This is a genomic window from Bacillus paramycoides, assembly GCF_038971285.1.
Classification (GTDB): domain Bacteria; phylum Bacillota; class Bacilli; order Bacillales; family Bacillaceae_G; genus Bacillus_A.
In genome coordinates this window covers 3,674,364-3,690,580 of sequence record NZ_CP152427.1, presented here as the reverse complement: position 1 = coordinate 3,690,580, position 16,217 = coordinate 3,674,364, and the positions used below count along the sequence as shown (strand labels likewise).

Below are 16,217 nucleotides of genomic sequence, written 5' to 3'. Positions count from 1 at the left end.
AGGGGGTGATAACCATTGGATGGTTAGGTTCAGTATTTAAAAGAAATAAAGAATTAGAATTTATGGTGGATCTCGACATAATTACAGATACAGCAAACAGACTTCATATGAAACGATTGGCAATTGATACATGTGTATCATTTTTAGGAAGAACAATAAGTCAATCTGAATTCAGAGTCAGACATGGTAAAGCATTTGAGAAGAATGAACTTTATTACCGATTAAACGTTAGACCGAATAAAAATATGACGGCAAGTACCTTTTGGGAAAGATTTGTTCGCAAACTTATTTATGATAATGAGTGTTTAGTTATACAAGCAGATGATGGAGATTTACTTATTGCAGATGGATTTCAACATAATGAATACGCCGTGTTTGAGGATACTTTTACTAATGTAATAGTAAAAGATTATACGTTTAAGAGAAGTTTTAGGCAAAGTGAAGTGATTCACTTAAAGTATCGAAATGACAAATTAACTCCGCTTATTGATGGTTTATTTACAGATTACGGAGATTTGTTCAGTAGAATACTGAGTTCTCAAAAACGAAAAAATCAAGTTCGTGGAACAGTTGATATGGAAATGACAGGTGCAAAAACGGAAGAGAACATAACGAAATTACAAAAGTTTATTGATGATATGTATCAAGCGTTTGGTAATAAGGATATTGCTATTGTTCCACAACAAAAGGGTTTTAAATATAACGAAATATACAATGGTGTTGCGAATGGTCCAAGTGTGGAAGAAATCAATAAAGTAACAAATGGTTTCTTAAATCAAGTAGCTATGGCAATTGGTATTCCAACAGCGTTGATATATGGCGAAATGGCTGATGTAGAGAAGCAAACGAAAAATTTTATGCTTTTCACAGTACGACCATTATTAAAAAAGTTATCCGATGAAGCGAACGTTAAATTCTTTGAAATGAGTGAATATCTTTTAGGACGAAAAATTGAGGTTAAGGCTGTTTCCTATCAAAGTATATTTGATCTTGCGACAAGTATTGATAAACTCATTTCTTCAAGTGCATTTACAGGAAATGAAATTCGTTCAGAAGTAGATTATGAGGAGTCGGATGATCCAAATCTAAATATCCATCATATTACTAAAAACTATACAAAATTAGATGAATCTGAAGGAGGTGAGAAAGAAAATGACAGTGAAAATTGACGTTAAAGGACCGATTATTTCAAATGATGAAGTTTGGATTTATGATTGGTTTGAAATGGATGCGACAAGTCCGGGTAAGATTTCAAAAGAGCTTGATAATGCGAATGGTGAGGATTTAATTATTTCAATTAATAGCCCAGGTGGTTATGTAGATGAGGGTTCAGAAATTTATACAGCATTAAAAAATTATCCTAGTCATGTGGAAGTTCAAATTGTTGGGTTAGCAGCAAGTGCGGCTTCTATTATTGCAATGGCTGGTGATAAGGTTCGTATTTCACCAACAGCACAAATCATGATTCATAATGCATCAATGTTGAGTGGTGGAGACCATCGCGATATGACAAAGGCGGCTGAGATGTTAAAAATAACAGATCGTACACTTGTAAATGCCTATGTCATTAAAAGCGGTAAGTCAGAAGAAGAACTACTTAATATGATGGCGGAAGAAACATGGATGGGTCCACAACAAGCATTAGAAAATAATTTTGTGGATGAAATTATGTTTATGGAGAATCCACTTAAAATGACAGCTTCAAGTGCCAATTCTGCTATGATTCCACAAAAAGTAATCGATGGCTTTAGAAGCGGAACGCTGAGTAAAGGTAAGCCACAAGGAATTACAAAAGAAGATTTAAACGCAGCTTTATCAGGATTAAAAAATGAAATCCTGAATGATTTACAAAAGAATACAAATCCCAAAGAGCCTATTCAAGAGCCTGTTAATACAAAACAGAATCTGAGTACGCTCTTTTTAAATTTAGGAGGAAAATAAAATATGGTTATTAAATTTAATAATTTTGAAGAAAAGAAACTAGCATTTACGAAAGCAACGCAAGAAGGTACAGCTGAAGAACAATCGGCAGCATTAAATTCTATGATTGAAGCACTTGCTACAGATGTACGAGCAGATATTTTAAATCAAGTAAATGAATCAATGGTAGATCGTTCTATTATGCAGTCTCGTGGCGCTAATGTATTAACAAGTGAAGAAATGAAATTCTTTAATGCAGTAGTTGAAGAAGGTGGATTTAAGTCTACTGAAACTTTACCTAAAACAACGCAAGAACGAATTTTTGATGACTTAGTTCAAAGCCATCCGTTACTAGGACATATTGGATTAGAGAATTTAGGAGCCGTGACAGAGTTTATTTATGGAGATCCAGATGGTGCAGCAGTATGGGGACCATTATTTGGTGATATTAAAGGTCAATTAAACGCTACATTCAGAAAAGAATCTATTACTCAACTGAAATTAACAGCATTTATCCCATTAGCAAATGACATGCTCAAGCTTGGTCCAGTTTGGGTGGAACGATATGTTCGTACAATGATTTCAGAAGCGATGGCAGTAGGATTAGAACGAGGATTTGTAACTGGTACAGGTAAAGAAGAACCTATTGGATTGTTAAAAGATCCAAGTGGAAGTGTTGTTGGTGGAGTGTATCCAGATAAGAAGCCAGCAGGAACTTTAACTTTTGAACCTGGTCGTAAAACAATCAATGAACTGAAAGGCGTTGTTAAACTCTTAGCTAAGAAGCTAAATGCAGATGGTACAGATGCAGACAGACCTAAAAATATTGCTGGTAAAGTAGTTATGGTAACAAATCCATTTGACACTTTTGATATTCAAGCGAATGCGACAATTCAAAACGCAGCTGGAGTTTATGTAACCAGCTTACCTTTTAATCCAATCCCTTCAGAATCAGTATTTGTACCTCAAGGGAAAGTATTATTCTTTGTTAAAGGAGAGTATATTGCAGCGATGGGCGGAACGGAGCCAATCCAAAAGTATAATGAAACACTCGCTTTAGAAGATGCAACGCTTTATATCGCTAAACAATACGCTACAGGTAAACCGAAGGATAAATATACATCTCAAGTTTACACATTAAAACTTGAAGAAGTAACGCCACCAACACAAGGATGATGTAAATGGATAAAGTAATTTCAAATGAAATATTACAGCAATTTAAAGATAGGATGCACTTAGGTGATGATGAAGATGATAACCTAAGACGCATCCTTTTTGCATCCACAAAAGCTTTAATAAAAGATTGTGGAGCATATGACATAAACGAAGATGAGACGTTCAAAGAATTAGTTTTTGAACGTTCTCGTTACGTTTATAATGATGCGCTTGAGTATTTTACTAAGAATTTTTTAACCGAAATTAATAGTTTTGGGATTGCAAAAGCATTAGAAGAAATTAAGTTGGACGGTGAGTAACATGCGTCCTTTTCAATACAAGAAACCACTGAATACAGGTGATTGTAGGAATCGAATTATCATTGAACAACCTGAAGTAATAAAAGATGAACTGAATCAAGAAACTGAAACAGGTAATTGGCAAGAAGTTAAAAAAGCATGGGCGATGATAAAAACGGTAAAAGGTTCGGAGTACATTGAAGCTTCGGCTTCACAGTCTACACGAATTTATCGATTTGTAATTCCTTATACAACAGGTATTACAGAATTAATGCGAATTAATATGAAAGGTCGCACTTTTGATATTATCGAACCGCCAATGAATGATGATGAAATGTATCAAACATTGACTATTATCGCAAAGGAGCATGTTTAATATGAACGATTTTGCGAGCGAACTTGCTAGAGAATTACAAAGATATGCAAATGTTGTGGAAGAAAAATTACTGACAGTACAAGAAGAGGTTGCTGATGTTGCTGTTGGTAAATTAAGAGAAAGTGGGCCTAAAAAAACAGGTGCTTATCGTAAAGGGTGGCGCAAGAAAAAAGAAGGTAATGCTGTTATCGTCCACAATACTAAAGGGCAACTAACACATCTTTTAGAAAATGGACATGCAAAGGCTGGTGGTGGACGTGTTCCGGCTCAGGTGCATATTCGTCCAGTTGAAGAGTATGTAATTAATGAATTACCAAGACGGATTGAAAGGGCGCTTGAATAATGACATTAGGTGAATTAACAAAAATCCTTGAAACTACAGGTTATCCTGTGGCTTATTCGCATTTCATAGCCACACCAGGTAAGCCAGTGCCAGCGCCACCTTATATTTGTATCCTTGTGGATGGATCAGCAAATTTAATGGCTGATAACAAGGTTTATCACAAGATAGATGATTCAAATATTGAGCTTTACACAAATAAAAAAGATTTAGTTGCAGAAGCCAAACTTGAAAAAGTCCTAGACGATCATGAAATTCCTTATGACTCGTACGGGACTTTTATTGAATCAGAAAAAATGTATCAAAAAATATATGAAACGAGGTTGATATGAATGGAAAATAAGGTTGTTTTCGGTCTAAAGAAAGTGCATTATAGCGTGATTACTGAAGATTCATCAGGAAAAATCACATATGGTACGCCAGAAAAATTACCAGGAGCAGTTGAAATGAAGTTAGATCCAAAAGGTGAACAGTCGGACTTCTGGGCTGATGATAGTAACTATTACACTGATTCTAGCAACCAAGGATACGAGGGTACATTAAATATTGCTAATATCACTGAGGCATTTCGAACGGACGTATTAGGTGAAATTTTGGATGAAGACGATCAAGTTCTAACAGAAGTTTCAAATGCAAAAATTAAGAGAATCGCTCTTATGTTTGAATTTGATGGTGATGTAAAAGCGACTCGTCATTTACTGTACAACGTGTCTGTATCACGACCTGGTTTTGGTTCTTCTACAAAAAGCGATAAAACAGAGCCTAATATAACTGAATTAAAATTCGTTGCATCGCAGCATCCTGAAACACTTAAAGTGAAAACTTCTACAAAGGTAACTACACCAGTTGGTATTTATGACGCTTGGTATACAAAAGTTTATGAGAAAGTTGTGGGGGCATAACTAGATGGAAAAGACAATTGTAATTGATGAAAAAGCGGTTCTTTTGAAAAGTACGGCTGGTACAGCTATTCGCTATAAGGCACAATTTAGACGTGATATGTTTGCGGATATCCTTAGTTTAGGGATACTTTCTTCATATATTTCAACCGATGGAGAACAAAATAATATTGATCTTTCACAGGTTGATTTAAGTAAATTAGATTTTGAAGTTATTTATAACTTAGTATGGGCATTTGCGAAAACGGCAAACAAAGAGGTTCAGGACCCATTAACATGGCTAGATACATTTGGTGAATTTCCGATTGCTGAAATTATTACTGAAATACAGGACTTAATTAAAAGTACTGTTCAGTCAAAAAAAAACTAACAGAAGATGAACAAGGGCAAGGACGTAACGATGGAAAAGGTGGATTTTCCGTTGATACATTCCTTGCTCTTTGTTATTCATGCAAACTTTCAAAAGAAGATTTAGAAGATATGACAATAGGTGATTGTTTAGATTATATCGATGAGTATGTTGAATTACGAAATCCGAAGAAAGAAAAAGAAAATACAAGAACAGCTACACAAGATGACTTTAATAATTTCTAAGCAAGTGAGGTGATAACATGGCAGGAAGAATTAAAGGGATTACAATTTCTATAGATGGGGAAACAACCGGTCTTCAAAACGCCTTAAAAGATGTTAACAAACGAAGTAGCGAACTATCGAAAGAATTAAAAGATGTAGAACGGCTCTTAAAATTCAACCCAGGTAACGTGGAAGCTCTAGCACAAAAACAACAATTGCTTACTCAACAAATTGAGAATACAACTAAAAAATTAGATAGCTTAAAGTCAGCTCAACAGCAAGTTCAAGCACAATTTGAAAGTGGCGCGATTAATGAAGAACAATATCGGGCATTTAGACGTGAAATTGAATTTACAGAAGGGCAACTTAATACATTCAAAAACAGTCTTGCAGGATTAAAGGCTGAACAAGATAAAGCAGCAAGTTCAACAAGACAATTAGAGACTTTATTTAGCGCCACAGGAAAAAGTGTTGATGATTTTGCGGATGCGTTAGGGAATCGTCTTGTGAATGCAATTAAAAATGGTACGGCATCAAGTAGGCAGCTAGACCAGGCCATTGAGATAATTGGAAGAGAAGCGCTAGGAGCTGAAGCTGATATCAGGAAGTTACAACAGGCGCTTCGTTCTGTTGATGATGGTAATTCCATTCAAAACATTAGAAGCGACTTAAATCAACTTTCCCAAGAGGCAGATCAAGCAGGTGAAAGCGTTAAAGGATTAGGCGTTGAGTTAGAAAACGTAGTAGCTGGAATAGGTGCGGGTCTAGGACTTAAAGAAGTAATCGAACAGGCTTTAGACATGTCCGAGTTAAAGACGAAAATTGATATTACCTTTGACGTTCCAGAATCATCAAAGAGATCTGTGGAGGATGCAGTCAGAACTGTTACAGCCTATGGTGGTGATGCGGAGGAAGCTTTAGAGGGTGTACGTAGACAATGGTCATTAAATAAGGACGCTTCCGATGCTACCAATATGGCAATAGTACAAGGCGCAGCAACGATTGCTAGTTCTTATTCGCAGATTGATTTTACAGAATTAATACAAGAAACCAATGAAATTGGTAGCGAATTAAATATATCAAATGAAGAAGCGTTAGGATTAGTTAATTCTCTTTTGAAAATAGGATTTCCACCTGAACAACTTGATATTATTGCTGAATATGGTGCGCAGTTGAGACGAGTTGGTTATACGGCGCAAGAAGTACAAAGTATCATGGCAAGTGCAGCTAAGGAAAAATCTTGGAATATTGATAATTTATTGGATAAACAATTGTCCCTATGAGTGGTGACATTCATAGAAAACTCCTTTAATTCAGTGGAAATCTCTAAAAGAGACAATACTGAGCGAAGCCTGTAAAAAGGAACGTGCAACGACTAGCTGAAAAGCGTAGGGTGTAAGCTAATGGCACCCGAAATGGGGAGCATCTTTTATAAAGATGATGATATAGTCTGGTCTGTATAGCGATATACAGAAGTTCATAAGAGAACTGGCAGGGACTTGCGAATCCTGTTGAACATATCGGGTTTAAAAGAAGGTCGTGTCCGTTCTGTTGAAATGAGCCGAGGATTAAAAACCTCTATGAAAGATGCTATTCGAGATGTTGTGGATGATACTGAAAAAATGTCTGATGAACAGATATCATCGATGCAAAAAGGATTTGCTAAACAAGAATCTGCACTTGCTAACTCATTTAGTAATCAAGAAAAGGCGCTTTCCAAAAGCCATAGTCAAAGACAGAATGCATTAGCTAAAAGTCTTGATGCTGAATACAATGCGGTTTCTAAAAGTTACGATAATCAACAAAAGAATTTAGAGAAAAAACTTAGCGCTGAATACGATGCAGCATCGAAAAATTATGATAGACAACAAAAAGCTCTTGAAAAGTCCCTTGAAGCAGAAGTTAGGGCTTTTGAAAAGTCATCTGAGCAGAAAATAAAGCTCATCGATAAAGAATATATGGAACGTATGAAATTAATCGATGAGGAAAAATACAATCGCCTTAAAGCGATTGACGATCAAATTGGTTATTTAGATTCCAAAACAGCAGCGGAAGATAAATATATTAAAGAACGCGAAAATGCTGAGAAACGCGCCGATTTAAAGATAAAAATAAGTAAGGTAAAAAATGAAGAAGAACGTCAGGCAGCAATAAAAGCATTGCGAGATCTCGAAGAGAAAATGCAGCTTGATAAAATACGTGAAGAACGTAAAAGTCAGATTGATAGATTAAAAGAAGAAAAAGACGGTATCAAAGAAGCATCTGACGCAAAGAAAGAAGCGTTGAAGTCAGAGATTGATAGCCGAAAAGAGCAAGTTAAAGAACAAATAAACAACGAAAAGGAAGCTCTGAAAGAACGACAACAAGAACAAAAAGAAGCTTTCCAGCAAAACAAACAAGAGAACTTAAAGTCAATTAGTGAATCAAATAAAGCACAACTTGATTCGTTAAGAGAAGTGAATCAAGCGAACTTATCATCTTTAAAAGAAAATCATAACAACCGCAAACAAGCGTTAAGTGAGGGTTTGAGTGATGAAATGGACTCAGTTCGCGAATCACATAGAGCCGAGTTAGAATCTTTTAAAGAAATGAATGCGCAGAAACTGGAGCTTGCGAAAAATCCAACGGATAGTGCAGCAGTACAAGAAATATTTGCTCAATTAGAAGGCTGGGGCAAAGCAATTGCTAAAGGCGGAGAAGAAGGTAAACAAGCATTTGTGGATATGGTTAAATGGTTAGATCAAATCCAGGATGCTGATTTGTAGGAAGCAATTGGTGTAGAACTTTTCGGTAGATGATAAATTGTGCCGAAGTAAAATCGCGGTATGAAGCAAAGAGGGTGCGAATCCTAATTTGAACCGAAGGCTATGCAAAGTATAGTCAGGGGCAGAGCATAGAGGGTGAAAAGATATAATCCCTCCACGAGACCGCGACACTTTATCAGTGAAAACGTATGCCGAACTTGCATTAATATGAAGTGCAAGAAGTAGAGGATAAAAAGCCTTTACGATAACAAAATGACAATGTGGGAAGACCAAGGTCAAAAAATCATAAATACAATTTTACAAACCGAAGAAAAACAAGCTGACTTAAAAAAAGGAATAGATGATTTACAAGAATCCGCAAGTAAAATGGACGCATCACCAATGGTTAAGTGGAAAGAAGCGATGAACGATTTAAAAGAAGCGCTTGAACCAGTGTTGCTCACAGTAGCTGATGTTGTATCTGCATTTGCTGGGTTTATTTCAGCTCATCCAGTGTTAACGGCGGCAATTACAGCTATAACAGTTGCAATTGGTATACTTGTTGGTATTTGCGCAGCACTTGCTCCGGTAATATTCTTAGCCACATCCGGTGCTATAACATTTGCAGGAGTTATGGCTGTTCTAACAAGCCCAATTACTTTAGTAGTTGCGGCAATTGCAGGATTAATTGCTATATGGGTATTATTCGGCGATAAAATAATGGCCATATACAACGAATATTTCAAACCTACAATAGATCAAATAGTAGCCATAATTGTTGGGACGTTACAGCCAGTATTTGATAAAGGATTTACACTCATAAAAGATATTGTTCAAGATGCATTTTCAATTATCCAGCGAGTTTGGAATGAAATACTATCACCTGTTTTCTCAAAAATTTCATCGATTATAGAAAATGTTCTTTTGCCGGCTTTTAAATTTGTATTTAGTGCTATTGGTAGCGTTGTATCAGATGCGTTCGATGGTATCAGAGTTGTATGGGATACTGTTTTAAAACCTATTCTAAATGGGATTATCGACTTCATTTCTGGTGTTTTCTCAGGAGACTGGGACAAAGCTTGGAAAGGAATAGTACAGATTTTTGATGGAGTTTTTAATGGGATAAAAGCAGCTGCCAAAGCACCGATAAATGCCGTAATTTCAATGATTAATGGATTAATAGAAGGGATTAACAGCATAGAAATGCCGGATTGGGTTCCGTTTGCAGGTGGAAGCAAACCGAATATCCCTACAATCCCAATGTTAGCGACAGGTGGACATGTTCTTGGTGACGGATCGTTTATTGCTGGTGAAGCTGGACCAGAGTTATTTACTAAGAGAGGTAATCGTGTTTCTGTAACACCTTTATCCTCAAGCGAAAAGTCCCTTGGCATTACAGGCACTATGAGTCGATTAATAGGTGATATGAGTTATTCAATGGCTAATTCTATGAAAGAATTATCTGGTTTGAAGAGTGTCATCAGTAATGTATATGGCAGTATGGCTAGTAGTTCACAAGCGATGAGTCGTAATGCAGCAAATACGGATGGAGCTTCCTCTACAAACGCTAGTAAATCTGATTCCTATAACTTTGCTGATATGTTTAGAGGTTCAACATTCGTAATTAGAGAAGAAGCGGATGTACAAAAATTAGCAGTAGAACTAGGAAAATATGTGAAGGCATCAGGAAGAAGGGTGGGACAACTGTGAGTTTAACGATAGACGGAAAACCTTTAAAACAATTAGGTTTAGCACTTTTACCTGGATTCCAACATCCCGCAGCTCCACCAATTCGCGACTATACTGTTTCTATTCCAGGTCGTCCTGGTGCTTATTACTTTGGTTCGGACATAGATCCTTTAGAGTTTAACTTGCCGTTAATTATTAAACCACAAGAGGATAGATATCAATTAGCGGCAGCTATCAGAAAAATGGTAGCTGTCTTTATTAATCCTTATGGCAAGCCAAAAGAAGTGAAGTTGATTTATGATTACGAACCAGATAAATATTATCTAGCTAGATATAGTGGCTCAATGCCGATTGAACGTTATTTAAGGATGGGTAAGTTTGAATTACCTATGATAGCCTATGATCCACATGCTTATTCAGTTATAGAAAGCGATAAGGATATCCTGTGGGAGGACGAAATTCCATTCATGTCGGATATCACTTTTGATTTTGGCGCTAATTCTTATACGATTACAGCCCCACAAATATTAAATATAGACAACCAAGGTTCTTTGGTTGTTAGACCAATCATTGAAATTACAGGCGATGCTGCAGCTTTAACTCTCATCATTAATGGCGAGAGTTTTTCTTTTGGAAGTTTTACAAATTCAACATTTTTAATCGATGCAGATCGATACGCAGCAATAAAAAATGGACAGAACTTCTTATTTCAACTTCAAGGTAACTTAGAAAATTTAGAACTTATGCCAGGCGCTAATGCAATACAAATAGGCGGTTCCAACCTCAATATAAACATTGCATTCAAATACCGCGCTAAATATATATAAGGTGGTGAAGGATATGGCTGATGCGCCTAAGTTATTACCAAAGGATACCCTAAAAACAGGCTATCCGAAAATAAACCAAGCGATTGATAATGCCAATGAAGCGATAAAACCAGCAACAAGAGGACGAATCGCTGATAACGCTGTTAACTTTGAAAAATTGAATGTTCCTGAAGCTCAAGTAATTAATAGGAATTACATTGAAGTTAACTATAAAACTCGAAAAATCACGATTCTAAGGAATTGTTATATAGCTTTAGAGAAATATGCATTTAATATATCACCTACACAGGTTGAAATACCTTTGCCTGATCCAGTGGATGATGGGGCACTACATTTATTGGTTTATAACCATCGTACAAGTGAATTAAGTTGTAAAAGATTTACTTTGGTAGGAGATAATGAAGTATCAATTGTTCGTCTTTATGCAAAGAAAGTATACGGTTCAAACTTTGAATTCATTACATTTATTAGTGATGACGACAATTACAACTATTTAACCGATAGAAAAATAATCGTTACAAATACCAATATCGCCTCAGATACGCTAGATTACACTCGTATCAATATGTATGAGACGACGATTATAGAAAAAGATAAAATTATAGTTGATTTGAAGAGTAAAAAGCTAGTCATTAAACCCAATACATTTTCTACTATGGGTAACGATATTTTTAATTTAAATCAAACAGGTACAAGTCTTTACATTGATCTCCCTTCTGACGCAAGATTATATGCACTTGTGGTAGATATAACAAAATCTCCTTATACAGTCTCGTTTGAAGTGTATAATGACAAGGCTAAATTTAAGAATAAACGGCTATTATTTTATTATTACAACAATGTTCCTTTAGGGAAAAATACAAGCTTTATTAAGGTAATAGGAGAAATGGGCGAGATTCTAACAATTAAGGAAATCATTCATAAACACTTGAATAACCCATTTGTTCGAACAATCATTAAGTTAATTGGAGATTCTATTACGGCTGGGTTATGTGGCACAGGATATAGTGCTACAGATAAACCTATTGGCAATACCGGGTATAAAACAAACGTTACGACTGCAGTATGTTGGGCTAATATGCTCAGGGATCATATTTTAGCTGAGTACAACCGTGAATTCGATGTTTCAGTTAATGACCCCAACATAGCTTTCTTAGCGGCAACGCATCAAATTGTTGAAAATAATGCAGCAACGTTTAAATGACAAGCTTTCTTCTCTAATACAACAACAAATAACGGCATACAGTTCACTTTTTATGGCGATCATTTCAGTATTTATCATGCTACTGTCGGCGGTGGTGGCATAATGGATATTTATATCGATGGGGTTAAGTGGGGAGAATTAGATACCTACGGAACGTATGCAGATAACGTCGAAAAACAAATTTCCGGTTTAACTCTAAGTGATCACTTAGTAGAAATTCGAGAAACGAATAGAAGGAATGCTGGTGCTTCAGGTAATTCGGTATATATTCAGGGGTTAAAAATTCCTAAAACAGCTGATGTTGTAAACTTCGGAATCAGTGGTAAACACTCTCAGTATTTGTATCAAAACAGAACGCAATTAATTGAAACTGATGATGATTTAATTATCATGCAAATTGGTACAAATGACCGTCATAATTTTAAAACAACAGCTGTAACAAAAAGTTACCAACGAGAGCTGATTAAATACATTCGTAAATTAGGAAAAGATGTAATCGTTATGGCGGCAAATCCAGTATCTGTTGCGAATGATATGGAACCAGTACGAAATTTCAAAATGGATGATGTAGACAGATCAATTCATCAGGTGACCAAAGAATTTAAGATGGATTACATTTCGAATTATAAAGGGTATATGGAATATGCAGTTAATACAAGCATAACTATCGACTCCCTGTTATTCGATGGATTACATCCGAACGATGAAGGCTATAAGGTCATGTTTGAACTTATAGCAAAGGGGCTTGGTTTAACATTATTAAGAGATGGTGTAAGCTATGCGTAAAATAAAACTCTACAACAAACAAATGCAGCACAAGGCATATCTTGAAAATGCATATAACATAAAGTACAGCCCGCCTCTCAATGAACTTTGGACGGCGGGTTTTTCATTACCTTTTACCGATCCTAAGCGAGAAGAAATTCAAACATTTGATTACGTAGAGATATTTGAAAACGGTAAACGTATCGGTTTGTTCCGTATTATGGATAGTGAAGAAGAAAGAGAAGTAAGTCAAAAAATAATAACTTATGACTGTGAGCACGTTTTATCCACTTTAATGGATAGCGTGCTTTTTGGTTATCACGAAAGAATTAATTTAACCACAAGAGAGAATATTGAGTATATCCTTAGCAAACAAAGGATAAAGCATTGGAAACTTGGTCAATGTGATTTTACAAAATATTTTCAATATAGTTGGGAAAACGAAGACACATTATTAGGCCCATTATATAGCATACCGAAGCCATTTGACGAGAAATTCCAATGGACATGGGACGATACTTCCTATCCTTGGACTTTAAATCTCGTGAAATATTCCGATGAAATTACAGGTGAACTTCGATACCGAAAGAATATGAAGGGGATTAAGCGCAAAGTAGAAGCTAAAGATGTCATGACAAGGATTTATCCGCTTGGTTATGGTGAAGGGGTAAACCAACTTACAATAAAAAGTGTGAATAATGGTCTTCCCTTTATTGATGCTCCTGATTTTGTCAGAGAGTTACATGATGGGTTTGATTATATTTGGGTAGATCGACGATTCGAGGACCCAAAAACCCTTTACGCTTCAGCAAAAGCGCTGTTATTAAAAGCGTGTATGCCAAAAGTTACGTATGAAATTGATGCAATAGATTATGAATTGATCGATCCATACAAAATAGAAAAGTATGAGACTGGCAAGCTAGTTCGATTATTCGATGAAGATTTTAATATATATGTCGATTTACGAGTAATGGACCGTCAAAAAGATGATGTCACCGGTAATCCTCTTGATGTAAAGCTTGTCTTAGAAAATAAGGTAACTGATTTAGGAACAATACAAGCTGATATTGAAAAACGTCAGAAAGTGAACGAGGTATATTCCCAAGGAACAACTAATATTGATAGTCAACCTTTCCAAGATAACTGTGACCCAGAACATCCAGCTATTATAAGGTTCCAAATACCTAATGATGTGAAAAATGTAAATCAATTGATACTGACATTTGAAACATTAAGATTTAGAGCATATGAGCGAGCTATTAAAGGTGGAGGAGCTGTTGTTGCTTCAACATCTTCTGGTGGCGCGACAGTTGGTTCTACAAGCTCTGGCGGAGCTACTGTTGGTTCAACAAGTTCAGGCGGAGCAAATGTTAGCTCAACGAGTGCTGGTGGTGGTACGGTGAGAGCATCAAGTAGCGGGGGAGACCATGTGCATAAGATGTTTCATGGCGGTGGTATTGTTCCTGCTGAACCTACAACTATTGGATTGTATACAGCTTTTTCTGATCCTGGAAGAAATACAGCAGCCTCCTTTTATGCTAAAGGAACTGGTTCTAGTTTCTATACACACGGTTCTAGCGGAAATCATACACACGATATATCGTTACCGGATCATAGCCATAATATTAGTATTCCTAACCATAGTCATAACATTAGTATTCCAAATCATACGCACGACATCAGTATTCCAAATCATACACACAATATAACTCTGCCAGATCATACACATGAAATCGAGTTTGGCATTTTCGAATTATATCAAACTCCATCAAAAGTGATGATTGAAGTTGATGGGAATATATTACCTTTTGATTCAATACGCGGACAAGATATTAATTTAATTCCTTATTTAGCAAAGGATAGCGAAGGGAAACTTCAGCGTGGCCGTTATGTGGAAATTAAAATTACACCAAATAGTTTAGCTAGAATAAACGCTACTGTTACAGGTCGTCTTTTTATTCAATCAAGAAGTGGTGGTACGTATTAAGATAAATCATCAAAATACAGAAGGAGATTGATAATATATGCAAACAATTGAAATCCATACACAAGGCGGATTAAAGCATAAAGTGCAGACTGAAGTATACAATGCAGAAACATTGAATACGAAACTAAATGACAACGATTTAATCACAGTATTAATTGGTGATTTCATTATCCAACGTATTGATGTTAAACGTATTATTCCATTAAATATCATTGATGTGGAAGGCGCTAAAAGGGTAGAAGTTCATACAAATGCTGGGAAAGTGATTGAGATTACAACAAACGATTATGATCCAATCTATCTAAACGAGCAATTAAACAATAATAATACAATTACAGTCGTAATTGGTGATTACATCTTCTCACGAATCGATGTGAAGCAAGTTGTCCCTGTCAAAGAAGAACCGAAAGAGCCGGAACAACCACCTGTAACAAAACCTGAGCAACAAAATGATTCAGTTCCTCCAACAGAATCTAATAGATCACAAAACGATGGCACGGGTGTAACGGAAGACCAAAACGAAACAATTACAACATCTAATTAACACTAAAATTTCAGGGTTCAGAAAAGAAAAAATATTTGTTGAAAAATAGTTGATTCTCCTTCTAAATGGAAATATATTGATGTAATATCAAAAAGTGAGATTTATTTCTAAAGGGGGCGTTATTAATGATGCTACATGAAGTTATTGCCGGGTATAAAGAAGGTAAATTCAAAGATGGAGAATTATTTCTCTATCAAAATAATTCAAGGATGTCAGCTACATTTAAATCGGGGAGTTTCATTTGGAGTGATGATCATGTAGCTGTTAGTTGTAAAAATCTTTTACAAGATGTGTGGACTTATCAGGAAAGAATAACAAATCAAAATTAAAATAGATTTCTAAACAAAGAGAGGCGAACTATCGTCTTTCTTTTTATTTTAAAAGGAGGTGAACAATTGGAGCGAGTTCATGATATCTTCAGAAGTCTTAACATAATTGATGTTTTTAACTCTACAACATTCAAACTTGGTTCACTAGTTGGCGGGGGATTAGGAACATTTTTAAGTATCATATATGGAAAATCTAACTTAATCTGGATTTGCATTCTGATGATGGTAGTTGCATTAGATTGGATCACAGGAAGTAAAGCATCTAAAATAGACGGATCGTATTCATCAGCATATGGAGTAGAAGGCATCGCGCGTACCGTGGTGCTTTTTTTATTGCCGTGTTTAGCTCACATGTTTGACATTGCCTTTAAATTACCTGATTTCTTTTTCTTTATGGTAACTGGCGGTTTAACATATCACATTTTTAACAGTTTCACGGCTAACTGTGTTCGTGTCGGGTGGGATAGATGGATTCCAACATGGTTATTAGAAAGTGTAGCAAGTGAAATTGAAGCGAAAATAAAACGTTCTGATACAAGAAAACGGAGGAAATAACGACGCAAGAG

Annotated in this window: 17 protein-coding genes and 2 pseudogenes; all 19 read left to right on the top strand. The window is 35.9% G+C overall.

Translation table 11 applies throughout. The features are described 5' to 3' along the window. Positions 1-5: 5 nt before the first annotated feature. The 19 genes and pseudogenes from AAG068_RS18900 to AAG068_RS18810 all read left to right on the top strand — a co-directional run bounded on the left by AAG068_RS18900 (position 6) and on the right by AAG068_RS18810 (position 16,206). Positions 6-1,169, top strand: a complete 1,164-nt coding sequence (locus AAG068_RS18900) for a phage portal protein (RefSeq protein WP_342715456.1) — start codon at positions 6-8, stop codon at positions 1,167-1,169. After that, positions 1,153-1,941: a head maturation protease, ClpP-related gene (locus AAG068_RS18895; RefSeq protein WP_342715455.1), complete on the top strand. Its 789-nt coding sequence runs from the start codon at positions 1,153-1,155 to the stop codon at positions 1,939-1,941. Before AAG068_RS18900 ends, AAG068_RS18895 begins: the two co-directional genes overlap by 17 nt. 3 nt (positions 1,942-1,944) lie before the next feature. After that, complete coding sequence (locus tag AAG068_RS18890) at positions 1,945-3,096, top strand: phage major capsid protein (RefSeq protein ID WP_342715454.1); 1,152 nt, start codon at positions 1,945-1,947, stop codon at positions 3,094-3,096. Positions 3,097-3,101: 5 nt separating this feature from the next. After that, complete coding sequence (locus tag AAG068_RS18885; RefSeq protein WP_127813970.1) at positions 3,102-3,395, top strand: hypothetical protein; 294 nt, start codon at positions 3,102-3,104, stop codon at positions 3,393-3,395. 1 nt (position 3,396) lies between these two features. Further along, positions 3,397-3,750, top strand: coding sequence for a phage head closure protein (locus AAG068_RS18880; RefSeq protein WP_342715453.1), 354 nt, complete (start codon positions 3,397-3,399; stop codon positions 3,748-3,750). 1 nt (position 3,751) lies between these two features. Beyond that, complete coding sequence (locus tag AAG068_RS18875; protein ID WP_342715452.1) at positions 3,752-4,093, top strand: HK97 gp10 family phage protein; 342 nt, start codon at positions 3,752-3,754, stop codon at positions 4,091-4,093. Continuing rightward, a complete protein-coding gene (locus tag AAG068_RS18870) occupies positions 4,093-4,422 on the top strand; it encodes a hypothetical protein (protein WP_342715451.1) in 330 nt (109 codons plus the stop codon). Before AAG068_RS18875 ends, AAG068_RS18870 begins: the two co-directional genes overlap by 1 nt. Then, positions 4,423-4,992, top strand: coding sequence for a major tail protein (locus tag AAG068_RS18865; protein WP_342715450.1), 570 nt, complete (start codon positions 4,423-4,425; stop codon positions 4,990-4,992). It abuts the gene before it with no gap. A 4-nt stretch (positions 4,993-4,996) separates the two neighbouring features. After that, a complete protein-coding gene (locus tag AAG068_RS18860; RefSeq protein ID WP_342715449.1) occupies positions 4,997-5,359 on the top strand; it encodes a hypothetical protein in 363 nt (120 codons plus the stop codon). A 241-nt stretch (positions 5,360-5,600) separates the two neighbouring features. After that, positions 5,601-6,845 carry a hypothetical protein gene (locus AAG068_RS18855; protein ID WP_342715448.1) on the top strand — a complete coding sequence of 415 codons (1,245 nt, stop codon included), beginning with the start codon at positions 5,601-5,603 and terminating at the stop codon, positions 6,843-6,845. 240 nt (positions 6,846-7,085) lie between these two features. Continuing rightward, a pseudogene (locus tag AAG068_RS18850) lies at positions 7,086-8,324 on the top strand (tape measure protein); the annotation flags it as partial. A 258-nt stretch (positions 8,325-8,582) separates the two neighbouring features. Next, positions 8,583-10,016, top strand: a pseudogene (locus AAG068_RS18845) (tape measure protein); the annotation flags it as partial. Further along, a complete protein-coding gene (locus AAG068_RS18840; RefSeq protein ID WP_342715446.1) occupies positions 10,013-10,822 on the top strand; it encodes a distal tail protein Dit in 810 nt (269 codons plus the stop codon). The pseudogene AAG068_RS18845 and the gene AAG068_RS18840, both read left to right, overlap by 4 nt. A 13-nt stretch (positions 10,823-10,835) precedes the next feature. Then, positions 10,836-12,026, top strand: a complete 1,191-nt coding sequence (locus AAG068_RS18835) for a hypothetical protein (RefSeq protein ID WP_342715444.1) — start codon at positions 10,836-10,838, stop codon at positions 12,024-12,026. A 102-nt stretch (positions 12,027-12,128) separates the two neighbouring features. Next, positions 12,129-12,812 carry an SGNH/GDSL hydrolase family protein gene (locus AAG068_RS18830; protein ID WP_342715443.1) on the top strand — a complete coding sequence of 228 codons (684 nt, stop codon included), beginning with the start codon at positions 12,129-12,131 and terminating at the stop codon, positions 12,810-12,812. Beyond that, positions 12,805-14,778, top strand: coding sequence for a phage tail spike protein (locus tag AAG068_RS18825; RefSeq protein WP_342715442.1), 1,974 nt, complete (start codon positions 12,805-12,807; stop codon positions 14,776-14,778). The genes AAG068_RS18830 and AAG068_RS18825 overlap by 8 nt, the downstream gene beginning before the upstream one ends. A gap of 37 nt (positions 14,779-14,815) precedes the next feature. Next, entirely contained in the window at positions 14,816-15,322 is a 507-nt protein-coding gene (locus tag AAG068_RS18820; protein WP_342715441.1) for a hypothetical protein, read from the top strand. 125 nt (positions 15,323-15,447) lie between these two features. Then, positions 15,448-15,651 (top strand): hypothetical protein, encoded by a 204-nt coding sequence (locus AAG068_RS18815; RefSeq protein ID WP_342715440.1) that lies wholly within the window; start codon positions 15,448-15,450, stop codon positions 15,649-15,651. 66 nt (positions 15,652-15,717) lie between these two features. Continuing rightward, positions 15,718-16,206 (top strand): phage holin family protein, encoded by a 489-nt coding sequence (locus AAG068_RS18810; RefSeq protein ID WP_342715439.1) that lies wholly within the window; start codon positions 15,718-15,720, stop codon positions 16,204-16,206. The last annotated feature ends 11 nt before the right edge of the window (positions 16,207-16,217 follow it).

What these genes read in the sequence shown, in the direction of transcription:
- AAG068_RS18890 (WP_342715454.1), top strand. Translation starts at nt 1,945, where the DNA reads ATGGTTATTAAATTTAATAATTTTGAAGAAAAGAAACTAGCATTTACG.
- AAG068_RS18860 (WP_342715449.1), top strand. Translation starts at nt 4,997, where the DNA reads ATGGAAAAGACAATTGTAATTGATGAAAAAGCGGTTCTTTTGAAAAGT.
- AAG068_RS18820 (WP_342715441.1), top strand. Translation starts at nt 14,816, where the DNA reads ATGCAAACAATTGAAATCCATACACAAGGCGGATTAAAGCATAAAGTG.
- AAG068_RS18875 (WP_342715452.1), top strand. Translation starts at nt 3,752, where the DNA reads ATGAACGATTTTGCGAGCGAACTTGCTAGAGAATTACAAAGATATGCA.
- AAG068_RS18870 (WP_342715451.1), top strand. Translation starts at nt 4,093, where the DNA reads ATGACATTAGGTGAATTAACAAAAATCCTTGAAACTACAGGTTATCCT.
- AAG068_RS18895 (WP_342715455.1), top strand. Translation starts at nt 1,153, where the DNA reads ATGACAGTGAAAATTGACGTTAAAGGACCGATTATTTCAAATGATGAA.
- AAG068_RS18885 (WP_127813970.1), top strand. Translation starts at nt 3,102, where the DNA reads ATGGATAAAGTAATTTCAAATGAAATATTACAGCAATTTAAAGATAGG.
- AAG068_RS18865 (WP_342715450.1), top strand. Translation starts at nt 4,423, where the DNA reads ATGGAAAATAAGGTTGTTTTCGGTCTAAAGAAAGTGCATTATAGCGTG.
- AAG068_RS18815 (WP_342715440.1), top strand. Translation starts at nt 15,448, where the DNA reads ATGATGCTACATGAAGTTATTGCCGGGTATAAAGAAGGTAAATTCAAA.
- AAG068_RS18855 (WP_342715448.1), top strand. Translation starts at nt 5,601, where the DNA reads ATGGCAGGAAGAATTAAAGGGATTACAATTTCTATAGATGGGGAAACA.
- AAG068_RS18830 (WP_342715443.1), top strand. Translation starts at nt 12,129, where the DNA reads ATGGATATTTATATCGATGGGGTTAAGTGGGGAGAATTAGATACCTAC.
- AAG068_RS18880 (WP_342715453.1), top strand. Translation starts at nt 3,397, where the DNA reads ATGCGTCCTTTTCAATACAAGAAACCACTGAATACAGGTGATTGTAGG.
- AAG068_RS18835 (WP_342715444.1), top strand. Translation starts at nt 10,836, where the DNA reads ATGGCTGATGCGCCTAAGTTATTACCAAAGGATACCCTAAAAACAGGC.
- AAG068_RS18825 (WP_342715442.1), top strand. Translation starts at nt 12,805, where the DNA reads ATGCGTAAAATAAAACTCTACAACAAACAAATGCAGCACAAGGCATAT.